The sequence below is a fragment of the Knoellia sp. S7-12 genome, from assembly GCF_040518285.1.
Lineage (GTDB): Bacteria > Actinomycetota > Actinomycetes > Actinomycetales > Dermatophilaceae > Knoellia.
On sequence record NZ_CP155449.1, the window covers coordinates 430,322 to 454,674 of the forward strand.

Sequence of the window (24,353 nt, forward strand, 5' to 3'; positions counted from 1 at the left end):
TGGGGCCAGGGCTCGGGGAGCGTGGAGGTTCCCTCGGGTCGCGCGGCGAAGCCGGCGGCGTCGACGGGGACGTCCTGCGGCATCAGCTCTTGACGGCGCCGAGCATGGCGCCCTTGACGAAGTGCTTCTGCATGAACGGCAGGATGATCAACAGCGGAATGCTGGAAATCACGATCATTCCGTACTTGATCAGCTCGCCCAGGCGCTGCGCCGCCGCATACGAGTCCATGGCGCCGGAGTCCATCCCGGCCGAGCTGACCTCGGACTGGATGAGGATGTTCCTGAGGACGAGCTGCAGGGGGTACTTCGAGTCGTCGTTGAGGAAGATGAGCGCGTCGAAGAACGAGTTCCAGTTGGCGACGAGGTGGATCATCACCATCAGGAAGATGAGGGGCTTGCACAGGGGGAGCACGATCCGAAAGAAGAAGGTGAAGTCGCTCGCGCCGTCGAGCCGGGCGGCTTCGTGCAGTTCGCCCGGGACGTTGTTCTCGAAGAATGCGCGAGCGATGATCAGGTTCCACACGCCGATCGCACCCGGCAGGATGACGGCCCACATCGTGTTGAGCATCCCGAGGTCACGCACGACGAGGTATTTCGCAATGAGCCCACCGTCGAAGAACATCGTGATGACGAAGAGCAGCATGAAAAAGGTGCGGCCGTAGAGGTCCTTGCGTGACAGTGCATAGCCAGCCCCGAGGATCGCCGCGACACTGATGGCGGTGCCGACCGCCGTGTAGAGCAGCGAGTTCCCGAAGCCGCGGATGATGGCGGGGTCGGTGAAGATGCGGGCGTACCCCTCGGTGGTGAACCCGGCCGGCCAGAGCCAGACGTTGCCTTCGTAGATCTGCGCGGGGTCACTGACCGACGCGATGACGATGAAGTACAGCGGGTACACGATGGCGACCATGGCCAGGAGCAGTGTCCCGATGGCCACGACGTTGAAGGCCGGGTCAGCCATTCGTCGGTGGAGGGGCTCGACACGGCGGGACAGGTTCGGCCCGCCGGTGGATGTGCGTTGGGGGAGGGAGATCTGGGTCATGAGGTCACCACAGGCTTGCCTGGTTGGCCCGGCGCGCAACCCAGTTGAAGGTCAGGAGCAGGGTGAGGTTGATGAGGGAGTTGAACAGGCCGATGGCCGCTGAGTAGCTGAACTGCGCCTGCTGCAGACCTGCCTTGTAGACATAGGTCTGGATCACCTCGGAGGTGGGCACGTTGAGGTCGGTCTGCATCAGCAGGACCTTCTCGAAGCCGAGGTTGAAGAGGTTGCCGATGGCGAGGATGAACAGGATCGTGATGACCGGGAGGATGCCCGGCAGGTCGACGTGACGGATCCGTTGCAGCTTGCTGGCCCCGTCGACCTTGGCCGCCTCGTGCAGGGCTGGGTCGATGGCCGTGAGCGCGGCGAGATAGATGATCATGGAGAAGCCGGCGTTCTGCCAGATGTCCGAGCCGATGTAGAGCGGCCGGAACCAGCCCGGGTCGCCCATGAAGAAGACCCGTTCGCCGCCGAAGAACTCGACTGCGTTGTTCACGAGGCCAGCCCTCGGGGAGAAGAGCAGGTGGATCATTCCGACGATCACCACGACGGAGATGAACGAGGGCGAGTAGAGGACCGTCTGGGTGACCTTCTTGAACCGCCCGTTGGACAGCTGGTTGACGATCAGCGCCAGGAAGATCGGGATGGGGAACGCGATGAGGAGCCCCAAAGAGTTCAAAGTCAATGTGTTGACGATGAGCCGTTCGAACTGGAACGACTCGAAGAACCGCTCGAAGTGCTGCAGACCGACCCAGGGGCTGCCGAAGAACCCGTCCGCGGGGTTGTAGCTGCGGAACGCGATCTGCGCGCCATACATCGGCCAGTACTTGAACAGGATGATGTAGAGGAGTCCGGGCAGCATTAATACGTATAACTGCCACGAGGCGAGGGCGCGGGAGAGGTGCGAGCGACCACGGAGAGTGGGCCGCGCCGGTTGCAGGACCTGCTTGGCCTCGATGCGCTGGTCGGCATCGGGTGCCGGCGTGGTGTGGGTCAGGTTCATGCGGGCACCTTTGCCTTCGCGACGGACTGACGGGAGATGAGAGGGCACTCGAGGGCCTCTTGGCGTGGAGTGCTGCGGGGAGCGAGCAGGGCGTCGACGGCGCGGCGACCCATCTCCTCGAAGGGCAGGGCGAGCGTGGTCAGGGCCGGGTCGAGGTGCTGGGCCACGGTCTCCATGTCGTCGAACCCGACGACCGAGCAGTCCACCCCCACGGTCAGACCCAGAGCAGAGAGGGCGCGGTAGGCGCCCCAGGCGGTGCGGTCGTTCGCGGCGAAGATGGCGGTCGGCGCGTCCGGTCCACGCATGAGCTCCGTGGTGAGCACTTGCCCGCTCTCCACGATGCCGTCGCCGTAGCGGACGAGGTCGGTGTCCGGTTGGACCCCGGCCTCCTTCAGCGCTCGGCGATAGCCGGCGAGGCGGCCGATGCCTGCAGGGAGCGTGCTGTCCCTGGGCTGGATGTTGATCATGCCGATGCGCGTGTGGCCAGCCTCGAGGAGGTGCTGGGTCGCGGTGAAGCCGCCGAGCTCCTCGTCGGGGAAGAAGCTGTCCACGCGTCCTGCGTCGTCCTGGGCGTTGACGACGACAGTGGGTGTGTCGGCCAGGAGAGCGGGCACGGTGATGCGCCGGTGGTACATCGCGGCGTAGACGATCCCTCGCACCCGGTAGGACTGCATCATCTCGATCGCGGCCTGCTCCAGGCCTGCTTCACCGAAGGTGTCGACCGAGATGATGACGTGGCCCGCAGCCCAGGCCCGCTCCTGCGCACCCTTGAGCAGCTTGCCGGCGAAAGGGGACGTGGCGACCTCGTCGGAGACGAAGCCGATCATCCCGGACTCGCCCTTGCGCAGGGACTTGGCGAACGCGTTGGTGCGGTAGCCGAGTCGCGCGGCGGCCTCTCGCACGCGCTTCTTGGTCTGGTCCGAGAAGCGGCTGCCGTTGGAGTCGTTGAGGACGAGGGAGACGGTCGCCTGGGAGACGCCGGCGAGAGCGGCAACGTCGTGCATCGTCGCCGACCTGCGACTGCTGCCGTGCGCGCTGTCAGTCATCGTGACTTCCTCGTTGAAGTAGTTATGCGTATAACTCGATTGCATCAGAATCGGGGCTGCTCCACTCCGTGTCAACCCCTTTCGGTGACCATTCTCAATCTGGTTGCAGAGATCGAGGCTGCGGTGAAGCGACTCAATCGCGCCTGATGACAAGCCTGTTGGGCACCGCGACTTGACCATCGACCGCGCCGTCCACGTCCATGTCGTGGACGCTCGACCCCTTGACGCCTGTGGTGCGAGGGGCTCTAATGTCGGTGACAACGTTGTCAACCATCGGAGACAAGTCATGAGCACCGCCACCATGTCCTCACGTCGAGCTCGGTCGTGGGTGATCGCGCTCCTCACCCTGGCCTTCGTCGCCGTCGGCCTCCCCGCCAGTGCCGACACCCCCGAGCACCGTCCGGCCTACCACTTCAGCACGGCGAAGAACTGGCTCAACGACCCCAACGGACTCATCTTCCACAAGGGCGTCTATCACCTCTTCTTCCAGCACAATCCCCTCGGGAACGGCTGGGGCAACATGTCCTGGGGTCACGCCACGAGCAAGGATCTCGTCCATTGGGACGAGCAGCCCGTGGCCATCCCGTTCGACGCCACCGAGGGGGTCTTCTCTGGCTCCGTCGTCGTTGACCACGAGAACCGGTCGGGCTTCGGCACCGCGCAGAATCCGCCGATGGTCGCGATCTACACCAGCGCCTACACCGCGGCGAGTGGGCGCGACGGCATCCAGGCCCAGTCCCTCGCCTACTCCACTGACGACGGGCAGACGTGGACCAAATACTCCGGGAACCCCGTGCTCGACATCGGCTCCCGAGAGTTCCGCGACCCCAAGGTCTTCTGGTACGAGCCCGCGAACGAGTGGCGGATGGTCGCCGTGATCGCCAACGAGCACAAGGTGAACATCTGGCGCTCGGCGAACCTCAAGGACTGGACCCATCTCTCCGACTTCGGCCCGCGCAACGCGACCGGCGGGTTGTGGGAGTGCCCTGACCTCTTCCCCCTCGCCATAGACGGAGACCCTGACAACGTCAAGTGGGTCATGCTCGTGAGCCTCAATCCCGGTGGTATTGCTGGCGGTTCGGGCACCCAGTACTTCGTTGGCGACTTCGACGGCACGACGTTCACACCCGATGGTCCGGCAACCTACGAGCCCCCGAACGGGACCGTGCTGCAGGACTTCGAGGCCGGGTATGCCGGGTGGTCCCCCACTGGGACCGCATTCGGCTCCGCGCCCGTCGCCGGGACGCTTCCGGGTCAGCAGACGGTGACGGGCTTCGAAGGCTCGCACCTCGTCAACAGCTTCGTCGACGCCGACAGCGCGCAGGGCGAGCTCACCTCTCCCTCGTTCACGGTCAATGAGCGCTACCTGAACTTCCTCGTCGGTGGTGGCCGTCACCCGGCGGTTCCCGGTGCGACACAGGGGGATCCAGGTGGCTCCGTCTTCGCGGACTTCGAGAACCTCGACCCCGCGACGCATCTGCCGACGGGATGGCGGGCGACCGGTGACTTCGTGGGCTACGGAGCGACGCCGTCGGGCCTGCCCAATCATCAGGGCCAGAACGTCCTCGACACGTGCGTGGTGCCCGACAAGTGCGACCCTGCCGTCGGCACGTTCGAGTCGCCCGAGTTCACCGTGACGCAGAAGTTCGTCAACCTCCTCATCGCCGGTGGGACTCACCCGCTCAGCGCCCCCGCGCCGACCGTCGTCGAACTCGTCGTCGATGGTCAGGTCGTGGGCTCCGTGACGGGCAACAGCTCGGGTGACATGGACTGGCGCTACATCGACGCCACCGCAGTGGTCGGCAAGGTGGCCCGCCTCGTCGTCCGGGACGACCGCAGCAGTGGCGACTGGGGCCACCTCATGGTGGACGACATCCGCTTCGGCGACACGGCCGCCGGACCTCGTGACCGGCAGACGACCGTCAACCTTGTCGTCGACGGCGAGGTCGTGCGCAGTGAGACCGGCAACGACAGCGAGTCCCTCGACTGGGCCTCCTGGGACCTCGCCGATTTGCAGGGCCAGTCGGCCCAGATCCGCGTCGTCGACCACAACAGCGGTGGTTGGGGACACGTGCTCGCCGACCAGTTCACGCTCGCTGGCGCGCCGGCGAAGAGTGGCACTGCGCGTGCGTCCTGGGTCGACTACGGCCGGGACAACTACGCGGGAGTGACGTTCAACGGCCTGCCGATGGACCAGAGGATCTCCATCAGCTGGATGAACAACTGGCAGTACGCCGGCGACGTCCCCACCGACCCGTGGCGCGGTCAGATGACGATGCCCCGAGAGCTGGCGCTGGTGTCGACCCCAGACGGTCCGCGTCTGTCGCAGAGCCCGGTCGACGGCATCAATGACATCGCGGTGAGCCGGTCCAAGCAGCAGGTCAAGGCACGTGGCGTCGTTGCCGGCGAGCGGCCCACGGGTCGCAGCGCCGAGTTGGCGAGAGTCGAGGTCCGCGTGGCCCTGGGCTCGGCCTCCGAGGCTGGCGTCGTCCTGCGACGCAGTGCTGATGGCGCTGTCGGGACGAAGGTGGGCGTGCGGCGTGACGGCACGCTCGTCGTCGATCGCACGAAGAGTGGGAACGTTGCGTTCAACCCTCTCTTCCCCAGCGTCGAGGAAGCACCAGTGACGCTCGAGAACGGCGAGGCGACGTTCACGGCATACCTCGATCGCAGTTCGGTCGAGGTGCTCGGTGAGGCGGGTCAGGTCTCGATCACGGACCTGATCTATCCGCCCGGGTCGGCCACGGGTGTCGGAACCTACGTCGTCGGGGGGCCTGCCAAGGCGATCGACATCAAGATCACGCCGATGACCCCCTGACTGGTCCCGAAGCATGACCTACCGCACCGTAAGTGGGGTGAGCACCCCACTTACGGTGCGGTGGGTCATGCGTCAGGCGGTGGGATCTCGCCGGATCCTCGCACCACCAGCGTCGGTTCCACCACGAGGCGCTTCGGGGCCGCGGTGTCACCGTCGAGGCGTGCCATGAGCAGGTCCGCGGTGAGCCGGCCGATGCGACCGACGTCCTGGCGGATGACAGTGAGGGCGGGCGCGAGGAGGTCCGCGAGAGGGAAGTCGTCGAACCCCACAAGCGCCACCGAGTCACTCAGGCCGCGCTGCCGCAGGGCCCGAACGGCGCCCTGGGTGAGGTCGTTGCGTCCGGCGAAGATGGCCGTCGGCGGCTTGGCGAGCTCCATCAGGTGGAGAACCGCTGCCTCGGCGGGCCCGGGTCCGCGCAGCCCCTGGATGCAGAGCTGCTTGTCGGGGCGTATGCCGCGAGCCCGGAACGCCTCGACGTAGCCGTCCCGCCGGTCGCGCGCGGTGTAGATCTCGGCGAGGTCGGTGAGGCAGGCGATCCGACGATGCCCCTGTGCGAGGAGGTGTTCGACTCCCATCTGGGCGCCCTCGAGGTTCTCGACGGTGACCGAGTCGGCGACGACCCCCCGCGGCTCGCGATCGACGAAGACGACGGGCAGACCAGCGCGAACCTCTGACGCGAGGTAGTCCTGCCGGTCGGTCGAGGGCATGAGCACGAGTCCGTCGACGCGCCGGGTCACAAGGTCGTGGACGAGCGAGCGCTCGCGGTCAGGCTCCTCGTCGAGGCTCGCGGACAGGATCGCGGTGCCGCGATCCCGGGCGGCGTCCTCGAGAGAACGCAGCAGAGCCGCCGAGAAGCTGTTGCTCACGTCCTGGAGGAGTGCGCCGATGAGTCCGCTACGGCCACCTCCCCGACGGAGGTTGCTGGCTCCGAGGTGGTGGCGGTAGTCGAGCCGGCTCACCGCGTCCTGCACCCGACTGCGGACCGCGTCTGCCACGCCGGCCTCGGCATTGACGACCCGCGAGACGGTCTTGATGCTCACCCCGGCCAGGGCTGCGACATCGCGCATCGTGGCGCGGCCCGCCTGGTCACTCATGGTCACCGGCTCTGCGCGCCGTAGCTGACAACGATGTCACGGTCACGTAAAGAGTTGTACGCCATCTCTTGACCTGAGCGCAAGAGGAGCGCTTTAATGGCGTTGACAACGTTGTCATCGGACACTCAAAGGAGAGTTACCTCATGCGCATTCCCCCTCGTGCATCCCGCCCCCTCGTCTGTGCGGTGGCTGCCGCGACAGCCCTCGGACTCGGAGCCTGCAACCGCTCGAGCGACACCGACGCGGGCGGCACCGGCGGAGGCGACGCCGCAGTCGGTGTCGTCCTCATCACCAAGGACTCGACCAACCCGTTCTTCGTCGCCATGCAGGAAGGCGCCAAGGCCGACGCGACCAAGAACAACGTCAAGCTCACCATCGCCTCCGGCAAGCAGGAGGGCGACGACCAGGGCCAGATCACGGCCATCGAGGACGCCATCGCCCGTGGCGACAAGGGCATCCTCATCACCCCGATGAGCACCGGCGTCAACGCTGCGATCAAGAAGGCCCGCGAAGCCGGTCTCTTCGTCATCGCCCTCGACACCCCGCCCGACCCGGTCGACACCGTCGACATCACCTTCGCCACCGACAACCGCGACGCCGGCAAGCGCATCGGCCAGTGGGCCGCGGGTCAGGTCGCGGGCAAGCCCGCCACCATCGCGCTGATCGATCTCTTCAGCGACAAGATCGTCTCGGTCGACTACAACCGCGACCAAGGCTTCCTCGAGGGCATGGGCATCGACGTCAAGGACGGCAAGAAGAACGGCGACGAGGCCCCGACCGGCAAGTACACCGCGGGCGGTGGCGGCGACTACACGATCGTCTGCAACGAGGCCGGCAACGGTGAGGAGGCCGGTGGCCGCACGGCCATGGAGAAGTGCCTCGCCAAGAACCCCGGCATCAACGTCGTCTACACGATCAACGAGCCGACGGCCGTCGGCGCCAACGCCGCCCTCAAGGCAGCAGGCAAGACCGCGACGATCGTCTCCGTCGACGGTGGCTGCGACGGAGTCACGTCGGTCAAGAGCGGCGTCATCGGGGCCACGGCCCAGCAGTACCCCCTCAAGATGGCCACCATGGGCATGGAGGCCATCGCCAAGATCGCCCGCGGTGGCGAGAAGCCGAAGACCACAGAGGGCCTTGACTTCTTTGACACCGGTGTCGCCCTGGTCACCGACAAGCCAGCCGAGGGCGTTGAGAGCATCACGTCTGACGAGGGCTCCAAGATCTGCTGGGGCAAGTGAGCATGAGCACCACCGAGGTCACGTCTGCTTCCGCCGAGTTCGCTCGGCGGCAGCAGTCGCCCGTCCAACGGCTGCAGCACCAGCTCCACGGCAAGCCGTGGATGAGTCCGCTCTTCCTGCTGCTGGTGTCGTTCCTGGTGTTCTTCATCCTGACGCCCACCTTCCTCACGGCGAACTCGATGGGCATCCTGCTCCAGCAGACTGCGGTCGTCGCGGCGCTCGCCGTGGGGCAGACCCTGGTCATCCTCACCGCCGGCATCGACCTCTCGGTCGGCGCGATCATGGTGCTGTCGATGATGGTCATGGCCACCCTGGCCCGTGATGACGGGATGCCCGGCATCCTCGCGCTGCTCATCGGGGTCGCCCTCGCGACCGGCGCAGGAATGCTCAACGGGCTGCTCGTCACCCGGATCAACCTGCCGCCGTTCATCGTCACCCTCGGCACGCTGAGCATCTTCACGGCCATCGCCCTGCTCTACTCGGGCGGCTCGAGCATCCAGGCAGACCGAATGCCCGACACCCTCAACTTCCTCGGCGAAGGGTTCGGCATCGGTCAATTCCGCCTCACCTGGGGCATCGTCGTGGTGATCCTCCTCTATGCAGTCATCGGCTTCGTCCTGTCCCAGACCGCCTGGGGGCGATACGTGTATGCCGTCGGCGACGATGCCGAGTCGGCTCGCCTCTCCGGTGTGCCGAGCATGCGAATCCTCCTCGGTGTCTACACCGTGGCCGGACTCATCTATGGCATCGCGGCCTGGATCCTCATCGGTCGGGCCGGAGCGGCAACGCCCAACGCCGCTCCTGACGCCAACCTCGCGAGCATCACTGCGGTCGTCATCGGCGGGACGAGCCTCTTCGGTGGACGTGGCCGGCTGATCGGCACGCTCATCGGTGCGCTCATCGTGCAGACGTTCGCGTTCGGACTGTCCCAGATGGGCGTCGACCAGCAGTGGCGCGTCCTCGCCACCGGCGTCCTCGTCATCGTGGCGGTCGCCATCGACCAGTGGATCAGGAAGGTGAAGGCATGAGCACCACGACGAGCGACCTCGAGGTCGCCCACGGCGGTGTCCCCGCCGGCAAGGAGCACATCTACGACAAGCAGCCGGTGCTCTCGGCCCGCAACCTGGTCATCACCTTCGGTCGCGTGGTCGGGCTCGACGGCGTCAACCTCGACCTCTATCCCGGTGAGGTGCTCGCGGTCATCGGCGACAACGGTGCCGGCAAGTCGACACTCATCAAGTGCCTGACGGGTGCCTACATCCCGGACTCCGGTGACATAACCTTGAACGGCGAACCGGTCTCGTTCAAGAAGCCCCAGGACGCCCGCGACGCCGGCATGGAAACGGTCTACCAGCAGCTGGCCGTCATCCCCGCGCTCGACATCGCGAGCAACCTCTATCTCGGTCGCGAGGAACGACGCAAGGGTCCTTTGGGCTCGGTCCTGCGCATGCTCGACAAAAAGGGCATGGAGAAGCGGGCCGGCGAGTCGGTGCAGGACCTCGGGATCCAGACGATCCAGAACATGAGCCAGGCGGTCGAGACCCTCTCGGGTGGGCAGCGCCAAGCCGTGGCCGTCGCCCGTGCCGCGGCGTTCGGCAGCAAGGTCATCGTCCTCGATGAGCCCACCGCTGCTCTGGGCGTCAAGGAGTCGGGCATGGTGCTCAACATGGTCAAGCAGCTGCGTGACAAGGGGCTGTCGGTCATCCTCATCTCGCACAACATGCCGCAGGTGTGGGAGGTCGCGGACCGGATCCACATCCAGCGGCTCGGTGGTCGGGCTGGGGTCATCACCCCCCAGTCCCATGACATGGGTGAGGGCGTGGCGATCATGACCGGCGCCACCAAGCTCAGCCAGGACGCGCCGTGACCATCGTCGTCGGCTACATCCCGAGCCCTCCGGGACTCGCGGCGGTCGAGGCCGCCATCGAGGAGGCGGAGCGACGTGGCTCACGGCTCGTTGTCGTGAACTCCGGCGTCTTGGGCGACTACTCGGGCCCGAGCTTCGCCGAGCCGCAGGACCTCGACGCCCTCGACGCCCAGCTCACTGAGCGGGGCATCGAGCACGAGGTCCGGCAGATGACGCGTGGCCTCGCACCGGCAGAAGAGATCCTGTCGGTCGCCGCGGAGGTCAGTGCGGACCTCATCGTTATTGGCGTGCGAAGGCGGTCGCCGCTCGGCAAGCTCGTCACGGGCAGCACTGCACAGCAGGTCCTCCTCGACGCGACCTGCGCAGTCCTGGCGGTCAAGGCCTGACGCTCTTGCGTCCGCAACTTTGATGGGTATGCCATCAAAGTTGCGGACGCAAGGGTGACCGCCACTCACGCCTCGTCGCGTGGGCTGGGGGCTGAAAGTTCACAGGGGTGAGGTCTCAGAGACCTCTCAGGGTGGCCATTTACACTCGTCCAGTCGCGGCGTCGAACGGGGATTTTGACGTCGCACCCTGTTGCCCCCGGACGAAGAGGATTCCGTGCACGACGAGCACGACGAGCAGACTGGTGTCGAGGACACCGCGGCCCGCCGCGGCGACGCACGCCGGGTCGACTCACGTCCCAGCACACGGAGTGAGGTGCGCGCTCAGCAGCGTGCCCGTCACATGTCCCGACGACGCCGGGTCCTCGTCATCGCCGGGGTCGTGGCCTCGCTGGTCGTGGGTGGCACGGTGGCGGCCTGCATCCGGCTCAACGGCAACATCGACCGTCTCGACGTCTCGAAGATGCTCGGCACGAGCCGTCCGACCCCGGCCGGCGACATCGCCACCGGTCCACTCAACATCCTGCTCATCGGCTCAGACGTCCGTGAGGGTGACGGCAACGAGGACTACGGCAGTGGCGACTGGGAGCCCGGCCAACACTCGGACACCAACATCCTCATGCACTTCTCGGGCGACCGGAAGTCCGTGACGATGGTGTCGATTCCGCGCGATTCGATGGTTCCGGCGCCGGTCGGCTGCAAGGCCGACGCTCCCGTGGATCAGTGGAAGGTCACGCAGTGGAACCAGAACTTCAACACGGGCGGGCCGGGTTGCCTCATCCGCACCATCGAGGGCAACACCGACGTCTTCGTCAACCACTTCGCGGTCGTCGACTTCGGCGGCTTCAAGGACATGGTTGACGCGCTCGGAGGGGTCCCCGCTTGCACTCCTGTGGCCATCGACGACCCCAAGGCCAAGTTCACCCTCGCGGCCGGCAAGCACACGCTCGATGGCGAGCAGGCCCTCGGCTACGTGCGCACCCGCTACTCGGTCGGCGACGGCTCAGACATCGGTCGCATCAAGCGCCAGCAAGCCTTCATGTCTTCAGTGGCGCAGAAGGCGACGCAGTCGTCGTTGCTCCTGCGTCCCGACAAGTTGCTGCGCTTCCTCGACGCGGCCACTCAATCGCTGACGACTGACCCCGACTTCGGTGTCGGTGAGATGCGTGAGGTCGCCGAGAGCATCAAGGGGATCGGTGTCGACAAGATCCAGTTCGTCACCGTTCCCACCCAGGAATACGCCCCGGACAAGAACCGCGTCCAGTGGGCGCCCGAGGCAGACAAGCTCTGGGAGGCGATCCGCGCCGACCGCGAACTGGGGGCCCCGACGCCCACGCCCAGCCCGACCTCGGCCGTGCCCCTCACGGTGACGCCGGACAAGATCCAGGTCCAGATCGCGAACGCATCCGGTGTCCCGGGCCTCGCCAAGCAAACCGTCACCGCACTGAATGTCCAGGGCTTCGACAACCCCACGTCGATCGTCGCCGCTGCCGCCGACGCCAAGGGCGCAACGGTCGAGTTCTCCGGCGACCGTGAGGACGCGGCCCGCACCGTCGCCGCAGCCTTCCCCGGTGCCACGGTCAAGAGATCCGGGGTCGATCTCGGTCAACAGATCCGGGTCACCCTCGGAGCCGGTGCACCGGACGTCATCGCGGTTCCCAACCGCTTGGGCACCGCACCCATCCCCACCCCGACGGTGTCGTCCAACCCCTCGTCGGCCGCGACGCTCGAGACGCGCAAGGCCGACGCCGACATCTGCTCCTGACCCGCGGCCGCAGTATCGGGTGGCTCGTCAAGGGGGCGGAGGCTCAGAACAGGCGCGACTCGGCGGCCTCGGGAGGTTCCTCCAGCGCAAGGAGGCGGGCCTTGCGATCCAGCCCACCGGCATACCCGGTCAGTGAACCGTCGGAACCGATCACTCGGTGACACGGGATGAGAATGCTGACCGGGTTGTGTCCGACGGCCTGGCCGACCCGCTGCGCCAGCCCCGGGTTGCCGAGCTCGCGTGCGATCGCGCCGTAGGTCGTCGTGGTGCCATAGGCGATCGTCACGAGGAGGTCCCAGACCCGCTCCGAGAAGGCGTCCCCGTGTGTCGCCGTCGGGACGGTGAAGGTCGTCCGCTCGCCGCGGAAGTACTCCGCCAGCTCGCGCGTCGTGACCTCGAAGACGGCATCGCCCGTCGGCGAAACCTGGAGGCCGATCGCGTCGACCGCCGGTGGGTGCCAGTGGACGGGGAAGTAGAGGCCGGCGAGGGCGTCCCCTTCAGCGACGGCAAGGAGGTCGCCCATGTCCGTTGTGAGGGTGGCGTGGCGTCGGGGGAGTTGGGTCGTCGTCATGATGCCCATTGAACGACGCAGCACCGACGGTTGTGAGTCACGGCAAGGTCCTCAGCCGCGAAGGGCCAGGAGGAGGAGCTTGACCAGACAGAACAGGGCCACGACCAATCCCACGATCATGGCGACGGCCATGGCCACCTTCAGCGCGGGGTTCAGCCCGTCGTGCACGATCTGGCTCGTTGACACCGCGACGACCCACGCGAGGAACATCGTTGCGAAGAGGCTGCGCGCAGAGCGGCTGCGGGTGACGAACTCGAGCATGGGGTCAGTGTGCCGGAGGTAGTCGCGGGATATGGAAATGCCCCGGATCGCTTCGCGATTCCGGGGCAGTCCAGTGTGCGGAGGCGGGGGGATTTGAACCCCCGATGGGTCTAAACCCAAACCGCATTAGCAGTGCGGCGCCATAAACCGGGCTAGGCGACGCCTCCTTGGCCGGATCAGGGTAACCGTCCGGCACCGCACCGAGCAAAATGGCCGTCTGCAGCGGACTCGCGCGACACAATGAGCCGCTGTCCGTGCCCGCCTCCAGGAGCCTTCCATGACCTTCACTCCGCCGACCCCCGGTGAGCCGCAACGCGCGCCTTCGGCACCGATGCCGTATGCCGCCCACTCGCCTGCGGTGGCCGGACCGCCCGGGTCGGGCCAACCAGTGTCTCCACCGACGCCCCCGCAGGGCTCCCCCGGCCACGCCAGGGCACGCCCATCCTGGGTTGCCTGGACGGCGCTCGGACTCAGCGCCCTGTCGTTCCTCATCGCGACGAGCATCGGGATCATCTATGCCGCGCACTCGCTCTCCGGGACCGAAGGATCGCAAGGATCGGAAGGAGAGGGTCTCTACTACGACGCAGGGATGCCGTCGTGGGGATCGGTTGACCTGAGCGCGACCGGCCAAGCGGAGAAGAGGAGCCTGACCGACAGTGTCGAAGAAGCGCTGAAGCAGGGGATCGAGGACTTCGACGGCAACGCTGACGACATCTCGAATGTCTCCTGCGAGGGGCTGGCTCCCAAGAAGGACTCGGTGGCGACCTGCTCAGTCACGGTTCAGGACTATGACTCGACGGTCGTGCTGTTCTTCCTCGATGACGACGGCGGGTATCTCGCCACGTTGTACTGACATCGGCGCCCGCGACTGCGTCGTCGACTGCTCGGGCACTGCGGGTGGTGCGAAGATCCATGTCCGCATGAGAACGAACTTCACCGCCGTCGACAGGGCCGTTGTCACTCCTACGGCCCCGGTCTCGACCCACGTCGGGGCGCCGGGGGCGACCGCGTGCAGCAGCCCCAGCCCTGCCGACGTGAACGCCAGCGTGATCAGGAAGACGACGAGTGCCTGCAGTTGCTGTCGCCCGGCACCTTCGCGCCCGCGCAGCCCGAAGGTCCAGTGCCGGTTCCACGAGGTGTTGGCGATCGTGGCCACGAGCAGGGCGATGGCGTTGGCGAGCGTCGCCGACGCCATCCCTTGGCGCAGGAGTGCGAAGAGCCCGAGGTGGAACACGGTCGACACGACGCCGATCACCAGGAAGCTGACGGCCTGACGCGCGACGTGACCACTCGGCATACGCCGGCCCATGCGTTCCGCGATCGCGAAGACGTGCGGGGACGACGCCGAGAGGGTGCGACGCATCCGCCACACGCCGCGCAGGTCGTCACGTGCGGTGCTGATGACGTCGACGCGGCTGTCGGGGTCGTCGTACCAGTCGACCGGAACCTCGTGGATGCGCAGCTGGGCGCGCTCGGCGAGGACGAGGAGTTCGGTGTCGAAGAACCACGTCGTGTCCTGGACGAGGGGGAGGAGCTCGCCTGCCACGTCGCCACGGATTGCCTTGAAGCCGCACTGGGCGTCCGTGAATCGCGCGCCGAGGGCCCCGCGCAGGACGAGGTTGTAGCAGCGTGAGATGACTTCGCGCTGGGCTCCGCGCACGACTCGGGAACCGCGGGCCAGGCGGGACCCGATGGCGACGTCCGAGTGCCCCGACATGAGCGGCGCGACGAGCGGCCACAGGGCATCGAGGTCGGTCGACAGGTCGACGTCCATGTAGGCGAGGACCAGCGCGTCCGAACCCAGCCACACCTGCTTGAGGGCACGGCCCCGACCCTTCTCGGCCAGGTGGACGGCGCGCACTCCGGGCAGCTCACCGGTGAGGGCCTGTGCCGTCGCCCACGTCGCGTCGGTGCTCGCGTTGTCGGCGACGGTGATCCGGAACGGGTACGGGAACGTCGCCACCAGGTGGGCGTGGAGTCGGCGGACGCACGCCCCGACGGTGGCCTGCTCGTTGTGGACGGGGACGACGACATCGAGGACGGTGGTCATACGGTCGACTCCGTGGTCGAGGACGTGCTGTCCGTCGTCGTGGTGGCTCCCACGGGCTTCGTGAGGTCATAGAACGTCGAACCATCGATCGTGACGCTCGTGAAGTTGGCCTGGACCCAGGTGGAGATCTCGGAGGCCGTGCCCGTTCCACCCACGCCCCCGCCACGCATGCCGCCGCCGGTGCCGCTGGACGCGAAGTAGTGGATGAGGCCCTGGTCGACGTAGTCCTGGAACTGAGCCAGCGTCGGGCTCGGGTCGGACCCGTTGAACCCACCGATCGCCATGACGGGCAGACCGGAGCCGAGCTGGAGTCCCGCAGCGGTCTGCGACCCGACGGCGGCCGCGACCCAGCGATAGCTGCTCGCGCCCTCGGACAGGGCGGCGACGACCTCGGTGCTCGGGGTGCTGGCGTCCAGGAGTCCGCCCATGCCGCCGCCTCCTTGCGGTGCGGTCCCGCCACCTTGGGGTGCGGTCCCGCCACCTTGGGGTGCGGCGCCACCGCCGGGCATGGTCGGCATGGTGCCGCCCCGTGGCATTCCGCCGCCTCCCGGGCCGCCCATCCCGCCGGTGCTGGGTCCCGCGGTGACGATCGAGCCGGTGTAGGTCGTGTTCACGGTCGTGATGCTGTATGCCGTGGGGCCGGCGAGCGCTGCGATGAGGGCGGCTGCGATGACGGCCGGGACCGCGCGTCGGTGCAGCCGGTCGAGGGCGAGGAAGCCGAGAGCGGCGGTGATTCCCAGGGCAAGGACGAGCACGCGCAGCCAGTCTCCGTATGCCGTGGTCCGGCTCAGCAGGACGAAGCTCCAGATCGCTGCGGCGAGAGTTGCGGCGGACAGCGTTCCGACGCCGAGCCAGGACTCGCGGCGCTCCCACGCCTCGGCCGATCCCATGCCGACCAGTGCGGCGACGGCGGGTGCGAGGGCGACGGTGTAGTACTCGTGGAAGATGCCGGCCATGAGCGAGAAGATCAGGATCGTAACGGTGAGCCAGCCGCCCCACACGATGTAGCCCGCCCGGCGCACGTCGGTGCGAGGAGCCCGGCCGCGCAGCCAGAGGCCCACGGCGAGCAGGATGAGTGCGCTGGGGATGAGCCACGAGATCTGGCCGCCGATGCTGCTGCTGAACATGCGTCCGAGTCCCGTTGAGCCCCAGCCGTTCCCGCCACCGACGGAGCCGGTCTCGTTGCCGTTGATCCGGCCGAGTCCGTTGTAGCCGAAGGTCAGCTCCAGGAACGAGTTGGTCTGGCTGCCACCGATGTAGGGGCGCATGCTCGCCGGGACGAGCTCGACGATGGCCACCCACCACCCGGCGGAGAGCAGCATTGCGCCGACGCCCGCAGCCGCCCCGATGATCCGGCGCCGCAACGTGGTGTCGGCTGCGACAAGGTAGGCGATGCCGAAGAACGGCACGACGAGGAGGACCTGCAGGGTCTTGGTGAGGAAGCCGAGGCCGATGAAGACGCCGGCGAGGGCCATCCAGCGGGCGGAGCCGCGCTCGATGGACCGCATGGTCGCCCAGGCGCCAAGCGCCATGAGGAGGACGAGCAGTGCGTCGGGGTTGTTGAAGCGGAACATGAGCACGGCGACCGGAGTGAGCGCCATGACCGTGCCGGCGATGAGCCCAGCGGCTGCACCCCACCAGCGGCGCACGCTCGTGAAGACGACCCCGACGGTCGCGACACCCATGAGCACCTGGGGGAAGAGGATCGCGAACGAGCTCAGCCCGAAGAGCCGGACGCTGAGCGCCATGACCCACAGTGCCGCAGGCGGCTTGTCGACGGTGATCGAGTTCCCGGCGTCGGATGACCCGTAGAAGAAGGCCTTCCAGGACTCGCTACCGGCCTGGACGGCGGCCGAGTAGAAGCTGTTGGCCCAGCCGTTGCTCGTGAGCCCGTAGGTGTAGAACGCCGCGGTGACGGCCAACAACACCAGCAGCGCGGGCCGGGCCCACGTGGGGTCCTCGGCGTTCCCACGGATGAACCGTTGGAGGCGGGAGGTCCGGGCGGCCGACTCGTCCGGTGCGCTCACGCGCTCCTCGGTCGGTGGACTGGCGGTCGCGGCAGCAGGGCCGGGGGAGAAGGTCATCGCGTTCATGTCACTTACGGTCGGGCCGCTGCCTATGCCCTTGCTGTGCTCCTCCTGTCGCACCCAGATGAACCCTCACCCGCTTGCGTCTGGGGAGGTGGTTGCTCTCACCGCCACATCCGCAGACGCCAGGAGTACCCAGACGCGCAGAGAGACTCAGTCAGGCGGGGAGGGCGACGGTGAAGGTCGTCTGGCCCGGGCGGCTGTCGAGCTCGACCCGACCACCGTGCGACTTTGCGACCGCGTCGACGATCGACAGCCCCAATCCGGTTGACCCACTCGCTCGGGTGCGAGCCTCGTCCCCACGCGTGAACCGTTCAAAGACGCTCTCCTGCAACGTCTCTGGCACACCTGGACCATCGTCGGCCACCGTCAGCTTCACCCAGTCGGCGTCCCGTCGAAGCGACGTGACGACCCTCGTCCCGGCGGGGGTGTGCGTGCGGGCGTTGGCCAACAGGTTGGCCAGGACCTGATGCAGTCGTGCCTGGTCACCGTCCACCTCGACCGGCTCGTCGGGCAGGTCGAGCTCCCACTGATGACCGGGCGCCGCCGCGTGCGCGTCGGAGACCGCATCCATCGCCAGGAGGGAGAGGTCGACGGTCACGCTGTCGAGAGGCCGACCCGCATCGAGCCGGGCCAGCAGAAGCAGGTCCTCGACAAGGCCCTGCATCCGAAGCGCCTCTGACTCGACCCGGGTCAACGCGTGGGTGACCGATGCGGGAACCGGCTCGCGCTCGCGACGGGACAGCTCGGCATACCCGCGAATGGACGCCAACGGCGTCCGCAGCTCGTGGGACGCATCTGCGACGAACTGGCGCACCTGCGTCTCTGACTTGTGCCGCGCCTTGAGGGCGCCCTCGACGTTGTCGAGCATGCTGTTGAGCGCGACGCCGACCTGGCCGACCTCGGTGCGCGGGTCCGTGTCCGCCGCAGGCACCCGCTGAGCGAGCGCGACGTCGCCGGAGTCGAGCTCGAGACGGCTGACCTGGGTTGCGGTGTGCGCCACCCGTTGGAGGGGTGCGAGCCCGCGCCGGATGAGCCACTGGCCGCCGATGGCCACGAGGGCCAGACCCACGAGGGTCGTGCCGACGACGAGAGCGATGATGGCGTCGACGATCCGGCTGATGCCGCTCATCGGCAGGCCCGAGATGACTGTGTTGCCGCCGGCGCCGCGCGCCGAGGCGACGCGGTACTCGCCCAGGCCCTCGACCTCGACCGTCTTGGGGGTCGCGCCGATGCTGGCGTCCTGCAAGGTGTCGACCTGTGCCGTGGTGAGCTCGCCGATCGTCCGGCCGTACTCGACCTGGTTGCGCACGACATCGCCGTCGCGCAGCACGAGGAGGAGGGACTCGCCCCCGCCGCCGGGGATGGGGCCTCCGCCGCCAACGGGGCCGCGTGGGCCGCCTGCCCGAAAGAGGGACGCCGTGACGTCCTGGTCGATCTGGTTGACGAGGTGGTTCTGCAGGGCGAAGACGGTGAACGCCGACGTGGCCGCCGTGATGACGAGGAACAGACCCACGACCGCGGCGACGAGCTTGGTCGTCAGCGACCAGCCGCTGGGGTCGAACCAGGAACGCGGGGCCTCGCTCATTCCGCCGGCTTGAGGACGTAGCCGACGCCGCGCATCGTGTGGATCATCGGGGTGCGGCCGGCGTCGATCTTCTTGCGCAGGTAGGAGATGTAGAGCTCGACGACGTTGGCCTGGCCGCCGAAGTCGTAGTTCCACACGCGGTCGAGGATCTGCGCCTTGGACAGCACCCGCTTGGGGTTGCGCATGAGATAGCGCAACAGCTCGAATTCGGTTGCGGTGAGGTGGATCTCGTCACCTCCGCGCGTCACCTCGTGGCTGTCCTCGTCCATGGTGAGATCGCCGACGGCGATGACCGATGACGACTGGTCGGCAATGACCGTGGTGCGGCGCATGAGGGCGCGCAGCCGGGCCACGACCTCCTCGAGGCTGAACGGCTTGGTCACGTAGTCGTCGCCACCCGCAGTGAGACCAGCGACTCGGTCCTCGACGGCGTCCTTGGCGGTGAGGAACAGCACGGGGACGGCGTCGTCGTCGGCGCGCATCCGGCGCAACACCTCGAGGCCGTCGAAGTCGGGGAGCATCATGTCGAGCACGACTGCGTCGGGCTGGAATTCACGCGCCGCCTTGACCGCCTTGAGACCGGTGGCCGCGGAGCGGACCTCCCACCCCTCGTAGCGCAGGGCCATCGACAACAGCTCGGTGAGGTTGGACTCGTCGTCGACCACCAGGACCCGAACGGGGCTCCCGTCAGGGCGCAGCAGCTTGGCGGACGAGGTCGATGCGGTGCTCATGACACCCAGTAGACCGTCATGTCTTCAGTGTTCCCCATGCGTTGCCTGTGCGAATCCTGTGAGGTGTCAACGACCCACGAGGGCGTATGCCGTGTGGTCCCGTCCGCGCTCCCTGTCCTTCAGACATCCTGGCCACATGCCCACCACAGGCTCTGCACAGGCTTGCCCGCCACGGTCGCTCCCATGACGCCTGACAACAACAGCATCGCCACCACCCCCGATGAGAGCGCCACCGCTCCTGCAGTGAACCCGGTCCGCTGGTCCGGCAAGAAGACGGCTGTCGCGGCCGCCCTCGCATTCGGGCTCTCGTCGATGGGCGCCGTCGCGACGGCCGCGGCCCACGAGGCGGGCAGCTCCACGACCCAGGACGGACGAGGAGGCTTCCCGGGTGGACAGGGCCAGCGGGGTCAGCTGCCTCAACAGGGCCAGATGCCACAGATGCCGCAGCAGAGCCAGCCGACGAACTGAGGGGCGGACAACGCAGCGACTGTCGTCAGAGCGTGCGGGAGATGAGTTCCTTCATGATCTCGTTGGTCCCGCCATAGATCTTCTGCACCCGAGCGCCGGCATACATGCGGGCGATGGGGTACTCCATCATGTAGCCGTAGCCGCCGAAGATCTGGAGGCACCGGTCGATGACGTCGCACTGCACGTCGGTCGTCCAGTACTTCGCACGCGACGCGGTGGCGGCGTCCAGCTGCCCGTTGATGTGCAGCCCGATGCAGTAGTCGAGGAAGGTTCGGGCGGCGAGGACGTCGGTGCTCACCTCGGCGAGGGTGAAGCGCGTGTTCTGGAAGTCACCGATGGGCTTGCCGAACGCCTCGCGCTCCTTCGAGTAGGCGATGGCCAGCTCAACCGCCTTGTCGGCCGAGCCGACTGCTCCGACGGCGATGGCCAGACGTTCCTGAGGCAGCTGGAGCATGAGCTGATAGAAGCCCTGGCCCTCCTCCTCGCCGAGGAGGTTGCCGACCGGGACCAACATGTCGCTGAATGAGAGCTCGCGGGTGTCCTGCCCGTGCTGCCCGATCTTCTTCAGGACGCGGCCGCGCTCGAAGCCCTCGAGCCCCGGCGTCTCTGAAGTGCCACCGACCTCCGCGAAGATGAGCGAAACCCCTTGTGCCCCTTCGCCGCCGGTGCGGGCGACGATGACCACGAGCCCGGCGTGCGACGAGTTGGTGATGAAGGTCTTGCTGCCGTTGACGACGTAGCGGTCGCCGTCGCGCTTGGCGGTGGTGCGGATCGCCTGCAGGTCCGACCCGGTCGACGGCTCGGTCATGGCGATGGCACCGATGAGTTCGCCGGTGGCCATCCGCGGGAGCCAGCGCTGCTTCTGCTCTTCGGACCCGTATTGAAGGAGGTAGTGGGCCACGATCGACGAGTGCACCGAGTAGCCGAGCGCGTCGTCACCCGCCCGCCCCTGCTCCCACATCACGGCGGCCTCGTGGGCGAAGCTGCCGCCACCACCGCCGTACTCCTCGGGGATAGAGATGCACAACAGTCCTGCTGCGCCCGCAGCCAGCCACGTCTCCTTGTCGACCTGGTGCTGCTCGGCGAAGCGCTCGAGGTTCGGGGTCACCTCACGCTCGAAGAACGTGCGGGCCAAGGTGGCGACATCGGCGACCTCGTCCTGCATCCAGGGGGACACGTAGGTCGCGGGCGGGAGGATCGTGGGCATCGTGGCTCCTAGTGCTCAGACAGTGAGGGGTCAGGTGGAAGGAGAGGACGCGACAGCGGCCAGCGGGATGTCCCGCTCGTCGGCCCACTGCTGCCACTCGTCGGCGGTGCGGCCGGCAAAGACCTCCGCCAGCCGCTCGCGGCTGAGGTCGTCGGGGTCGATCTCGAGAGCAGCGAGCAGCCTTGCAGCGAAGTGGGGTTCGAGCGCGGCGAGCGCGACGTGACCCTCTGACGCGGCATACACGTCATAGACCGGGAGGCCGCCGCCGAGCAAGCCGCCGGGCACGGTCAGGCCGTGCGCGACCGGGCGTGCCATCGCGTGGGCGAGGTCGGACAACGCGACTTCACGGCGGCATCCACGCCCAGTGCGGGCGCGTGAGACGAGAGCCGCCGCAGCCTCGGCCGCCGCGCGCTCGGCGCCGGCCAGGTCGACAACTGTGGTGGCCGGCATACGCCCGTCTCTCACGAGACCGGACCCCGCCTGGTAGGTGAGGTCGTGGCCCGCCACCTCGGCACCGCCGCCGGGGTGGCCGACGATGTCGACCTGACAGACCTGCGTATGCCGTCCGCTCACCGAGGCGTGGTCAAGTCCCAACCGTGCCAGGGCCGAGGGCCGGGAGCTGGTGAGGAAGACATCGGTCTCGGCGAGCAACGCGTCCAATCGGGCGCGGCCCTCGTCGCTCTTGAGGTCGACGCGCTCGATGGTCTGGCCCTCGTGCAGCTCGTCGAAGTAGGCCGCGGCGTAGTGCTCCAGCGGGTCACCCGAGGGGGGCAGGACGGTGGTGACCGTCGCCCCCTGCGAGGCCAGCCGCGCAACGGCGGCCGGCCCCGGCAGGTTGATGGCGATCGAGAGGACGCGCACGCCGCTGAGTGGTCCAGCGACTCCGACCGAGTCGCTCATCAGTTCGCAGGCACCAGGGCGGCTGTGTCGTCTGAATTGTCCACGAGCGAACCGGACGCGGCGCGCTCGGTGAGCCACGGCGACGGGCGGAACCGGTCACCGTAGGTGTCGGCGAGCTCGTTGGCGCGAGCGACGAATCCGGCGAGGTCGCCTTCGTAGTTCGTCATGAAGGTCGCCGGACCACCCGTGTGCGGCGGGAAGCCGATGCCGAAGATGCCGCCGATGTTGGCCGACGGCGCGTCCGTGAGGACTCCGCTCTCGAAGCAGGCGGCGGTCTCGAGCGCCATCCGGAAGAGGTAGCGGTCCTGCAGGTCGCGCATCGGGATCTCGGTGTTCTTGGACCAGCGTTCGCGCAGCTCGGGCCAGAGCACCTTGGGCGCACCCTCGGGGTAGTCGTAGAGACCAGAACCGGCGGCCCGACCCTTGCGGCCGAGCGCGACGAGGGTGTCGATGACCTCTTCGCCGGGGTTGGTCGCGATGTCGACGCCCTCCGCCGTGGCAGCCTTGCGGGCCTCGCCGCGGATGTGCTGGGTCAAGGTGAGCGAGACCTCGTCGAGCATTGCGAGCGGCGGTGCGGGGAAGCCGGCAGCCGTCGCGGCGCGCTCGATGGTCTGCGGGTCCACGCCCTCGGCGACGAGCTGGGCGCCCTCGTCGATGAGCGTGCCGAAGACCCGGCTCGTATAGAAACCGCGGCCGTCGCCGACGACGATCGGGATCTTGCGAATCTGCTGGACCAGGTCGATGGCGCGCGCGGTCGCTTCGTCGGAGGTGTGCTCACCGCGGATGATCTCGACGAGCTTCATCTTGTCGACCGGGCTGAAGAAGTGCAGGCCGATGAAGTCCGCGGGGCGCGTGGCGAAGCCCTGCAGGCCGGTGATGGGCAGCGTCGAGGTGTTGGAGCACAGGAGGGTGTGGGGTCCGACAACGGCCTCCACCTCGGCGAACACCTTCTCCTTGAGGTCGTGGTCCTCGAAGACCGCCTCGATGACGGCGTCGACATCGGCCAGGTCGGCGGCGTCGGCGGTCGGCGTGATCCGGGCGAGTGCAGCGTCGCGGTCCTCTTGCGACAGCCGACCCTTGGCGACCTTGGCGTCGAGCAGCTTGGCGTTGTAGGCCTTGCCCTTCTCGGCGCCCTCGATGCTCACGTCCTTGAGGACGACCTCGATGCCGGAGGTGGCGCAGGCGTGGGCGATGCCCGCGCCCATCATGCCGGCGCCGAGGATGCCGACCTTGCCGACCCTGGAGCGCTCGATGCCTGCGGGGCGCAAGGCACCCGAGTTGATGGACTGGAGGTCGAAGAAGAACGCCTGGATCATCGCGGTGGACTCGCGCCCGGCCGTGAGCTCGGTGAAGTAGCGCGACTCGATGCGGCTGGCGGTGTCGAAGTCGACCTGGGCGCCCTCGACGGCCGCCGACATGATCGAGCGCGGCGACGCGATCGGGCTGCCCTTGAGCTGCTTGCGCAGGTTGGCCGGGAACGCCGGGAGGTTGGCGGCGAACGACGGGTTGCTCGGGGTGCCGCCGGGGATCTTGAACCCCTTGACGTCCCATGGCTTCGTGGCCGCGGACCCGTCGCTGGCGTGGTCGCGGATCCAGGTCTTGGCGGCCGGGACGAGCTCCTCGCGGGTGGCGACGAGGTCGTCGATGACGCCCTTGGCGCGCGCGTCGGAGGGGGTGCGCTGCTGGCCCTGGAGCAGCCAGCCCATGAGGGCCTCACTGATGCCGAGCATGCGCACGAGGCGGGTGACGCCACCGCCGCCGGGCAGCAGGCCGAGGGTGACCTCGGGCAGGCCAAGCTTGACCTTGTCGTCGTCGACGGCGATGCGGTGGTGGCAGGCCAACGCGATCTCGAGGCCGCCACCGAGGGCAGCGCCATTGATCGCGGCGACGACCGGCTTGCCGAGCTGCTCGAGGCGACGCAGCTGGCCCTTGATCTCCTCGACCTCGGCGAAGACGTCGCCCGCGGTCTCGGGGGTGGCCTTCTGCAGGTCGGCGAGGTTGCCGCCAGCAAAGAAGGTCTTCTTGGCCGACGTCAGGACGACACCAGTGATGTCGTCGCGCTCGGCTTCGAGCCGGTCGATCGTTGCGCTCATCGCGGTCTTGTATGCCGCGTTCATCGTGTTGGCGCCCGCGTTCGGGTCGTCCATCGTCAGGGTGACGATGCCTTCGTCGTCGCGCTCATAACGGATCATGTTCTCGCTCATGGCTTTTCGGGTTCCTTGTCGTGAGTCAGATGC

General features: G+C 67.6%; 21 protein-coding genes and 1 tRNA gene. 8 read left to right on the top strand and 14 right to left on the bottom strand.

The window, feature by feature from the left end; genetic code table 11:
- Window positions 1-82: 82 nt before the first annotated feature.
- The 3 genes from V6K52_RS02070 to V6K52_RS02080 are packed head-to-tail and all read right to left on the bottom strand — an operon-like array spanning window position 83 to window position 3,085.
- Window positions 83-1,039 (bottom strand): carbohydrate ABC transporter permease, encoded by a 957-nt coding sequence (locus tag V6K52_RS02070; protein ID WP_353952251.1) that lies wholly within the window; start codon window positions 1,037-1,039, stop codon window positions 83-85.
- 4 nt (window positions 1,040-1,043) lie between these two features.
- Window positions 1,044-2,039, bottom strand: coding sequence for an ABC transporter permease subunit (locus V6K52_RS02075; RefSeq protein WP_353952252.1), 996 nt, complete (start codon window positions 2,037-2,039; stop codon window positions 1,044-1,046).
- On the bottom strand, window positions 2,036-3,085 hold the full coding sequence (locus V6K52_RS02080) for a LacI family DNA-binding transcriptional regulator (RefSeq protein WP_353952253.1): 1,050 nt from the start codon (window positions 3,083-3,085) through the stop codon (window positions 2,036-2,038). The genes V6K52_RS02075 and V6K52_RS02080 overlap by 4 nt, the downstream gene beginning before the upstream one ends.
- A 286-nt stretch (window positions 3,086-3,371) precedes the next feature.
- On the opposite strand from V6K52_RS02080, the gene V6K52_RS02085 reads away from it, so the two are divergent.
- Complete coding sequence (locus V6K52_RS02085) at window positions 3,372-5,903, top strand: GH32 C-terminal domain-containing protein (RefSeq protein ID WP_353952254.1); 2,532 nt, start codon at window positions 3,372-3,374, stop codon at window positions 5,901-5,903.
- Between the two features lie 65 nt (window positions 5,904-5,968).
- Here the strand turns inward: V6K52_RS02085 and V6K52_RS02090 are convergent, their stop codons facing one another.
- Window positions 5,969-6,997 (bottom strand): LacI family DNA-binding transcriptional regulator, encoded by a 1,029-nt coding sequence (locus tag V6K52_RS02090; protein WP_353952255.1) that lies wholly within the window; start codon window positions 6,995-6,997, stop codon window positions 5,969-5,971.
- Window positions 6,998-7,140: 143 nt separating this feature from the next.
- Here V6K52_RS02090 and V6K52_RS02095 point away from each other — a divergent pair, with 143 nt between their 5' ends.
- From V6K52_RS02095 to V6K52_RS02115, 5 genes are all read left to right on the top strand, one after another.
- Complete coding sequence (locus V6K52_RS02095; protein ID WP_353952256.1) at window positions 7,141-8,238, top strand: substrate-binding domain-containing protein; 1,098 nt, start codon at window positions 7,141-7,143, stop codon at window positions 8,236-8,238.
- Between the two features lie 2 nt (window positions 8,239-8,240).
- Entirely contained in the window at window positions 8,241-9,266 is a 1,026-nt protein-coding gene (locus tag V6K52_RS02100; protein WP_353952257.1) for an ABC transporter permease, read from the top strand.
- Window positions 9,263-10,105 carry an ATP-binding cassette domain-containing protein gene (locus V6K52_RS02105; protein ID WP_353952258.1) on the top strand — a complete coding sequence of 281 codons (843 nt, stop codon included), beginning with the start codon at window positions 9,263-9,265 and terminating at the stop codon, window positions 10,103-10,105. The genes V6K52_RS02100 and V6K52_RS02105 overlap by 4 nt, the downstream gene beginning before the upstream one ends.
- A complete protein-coding gene (locus tag V6K52_RS02110; RefSeq protein ID WP_353952259.1) occupies window positions 10,102-10,491 on the top strand; it encodes a universal stress protein in 390 nt (129 codons plus the stop codon). The genes V6K52_RS02105 and V6K52_RS02110 overlap by 4 nt, the downstream gene beginning before the upstream one ends.
- A gap of 214 nt (window positions 10,492-10,705) precedes the next feature.
- A complete protein-coding gene (locus V6K52_RS02115) occupies window positions 10,706-12,253 on the top strand; it encodes an LCP family protein (RefSeq protein ID WP_353952260.1) in 1,548 nt (515 codons plus the stop codon).
- Between the two features lie 43 nt (window positions 12,254-12,296).
- Here V6K52_RS02115 and V6K52_RS02120 read toward each other — a convergent pair whose 3' ends face one another.
- From V6K52_RS02120 to V6K52_RS02130, 3 genes are all read right to left on the bottom strand, one after another.
- Window positions 12,297-12,833, bottom strand: a complete 537-nt coding sequence (locus V6K52_RS02120; protein WP_353952261.1) for a methylated-DNA--[protein]-cysteine S-methyltransferase — start codon at window positions 12,831-12,833, stop codon at window positions 12,297-12,299.
- A gap of 42 nt (window positions 12,834-12,875) precedes the next feature.
- Complete coding sequence (locus V6K52_RS02125) at window positions 12,876-13,085, bottom strand: hypothetical protein (protein WP_353952262.1); 210 nt, start codon at window positions 13,083-13,085, stop codon at window positions 12,876-12,878.
- 78 nt (window positions 13,086-13,163) lie between these two features.
- Window positions 13,164-13,252, bottom strand: a tRNA-Ser gene (locus V6K52_RS02130).
- 110 nt (window positions 13,253-13,362) lie between these two features.
- On the opposite strand from V6K52_RS02130, the gene V6K52_RS02135 reads away from it, so the two are divergent.
- Complete coding sequence (locus V6K52_RS02135) at window positions 13,363-13,938, top strand: hypothetical protein (RefSeq protein ID WP_353952263.1); 576 nt, start codon at window positions 13,363-13,365, stop codon at window positions 13,936-13,938.
- On the opposite strand, the gene V6K52_RS02140 is transcribed toward V6K52_RS02135, so the two are convergent.
- The 4 genes from V6K52_RS02140 to V6K52_RS02155 all read right to left on the bottom strand — a co-directional run bounded on the left by V6K52_RS02140 (window position 13,855) and on the right by V6K52_RS02155 (window position 19,541).
- Complete coding sequence (locus tag V6K52_RS02140) at window positions 13,855-15,135, bottom strand: bifunctional glycosyltransferase family 2/GtrA family protein (protein WP_353952264.1); 1,281 nt, start codon at window positions 15,133-15,135, stop codon at window positions 13,855-13,857. The genes V6K52_RS02135 and V6K52_RS02140 overlap by 84 nt on opposite strands.
- Window positions 15,132-17,228 carry a glycosyltransferase family 39 protein gene (locus tag V6K52_RS02145; RefSeq protein ID WP_353952265.1) on the bottom strand — a complete coding sequence of 699 codons (2,097 nt, stop codon included), beginning with the start codon at window positions 17,226-17,228 and terminating at the stop codon, window positions 15,132-15,134. The genes V6K52_RS02140 and V6K52_RS02145 overlap by 4 nt, the downstream gene beginning before the upstream one ends.
- Window positions 17,229-17,379: 151 nt before the next feature.
- On the bottom strand, window positions 17,380-18,810 hold the full coding sequence (locus V6K52_RS02150; protein ID WP_353952266.1) for a HAMP domain-containing sensor histidine kinase: 1,431 nt from the start codon (window positions 18,808-18,810) through the stop codon (window positions 17,380-17,382).
- On the bottom strand, window positions 18,807-19,541 hold the full coding sequence (locus V6K52_RS02155; RefSeq protein ID WP_353952267.1) for a response regulator transcription factor: 735 nt from the start codon (window positions 19,539-19,541) through the stop codon (window positions 18,807-18,809). The genes V6K52_RS02150 and V6K52_RS02155 overlap by 4 nt, the downstream gene beginning before the upstream one ends.
- Before the next feature lie 183 nt (window positions 19,542-19,724).
- Here V6K52_RS02155 and V6K52_RS02160 point away from each other — a divergent pair, with 183 nt between their 5' ends.
- The gene (locus tag V6K52_RS02160) at window positions 19,725-20,009 is read left to right on the top strand and encodes a hypothetical protein (protein WP_353952268.1); all 285 of its coding nucleotides are present in this window, start codon (window positions 19,725-19,727) and stop codon (window positions 20,007-20,009) included.
- 25 nt (window positions 20,010-20,034) lie between these two features.
- Here V6K52_RS02160 and V6K52_RS02165 read toward each other — a convergent pair whose 3' ends face one another.
- Genes V6K52_RS02165 through V6K52_RS02175 form a run of 3 tightly spaced genes read right to left on the bottom strand, consistent with a single transcriptional unit; the run spans window position 20,035 to window position 24,320 of the window.
- On the bottom strand, window positions 20,035-21,216 hold the full coding sequence (locus V6K52_RS02165) for an acyl-CoA dehydrogenase family protein (RefSeq protein ID WP_353952269.1): 1,182 nt from the start codon (window positions 21,214-21,216) through the stop codon (window positions 20,035-20,037).
- A 30-nt stretch (window positions 21,217-21,246) separates the two neighbouring features.
- Window positions 21,247-22,116 carry a CoA transferase gene (locus tag V6K52_RS02170; protein ID WP_353952270.1) on the bottom strand — a complete coding sequence of 290 codons (870 nt, stop codon included), beginning with the start codon at window positions 22,114-22,116 and terminating at the stop codon, window positions 21,247-21,249.
- A complete protein-coding gene (locus V6K52_RS02175) occupies window positions 22,116-24,320 on the bottom strand; it encodes a 3-hydroxyacyl-CoA dehydrogenase NAD-binding domain-containing protein (protein WP_353952271.1) in 2,205 nt (734 codons plus the stop codon). Before V6K52_RS02175 ends, V6K52_RS02170 begins: the two co-directional genes overlap by 1 nt.
- Window positions 24,321-24,353 lie beyond the last annotated feature (33 nt).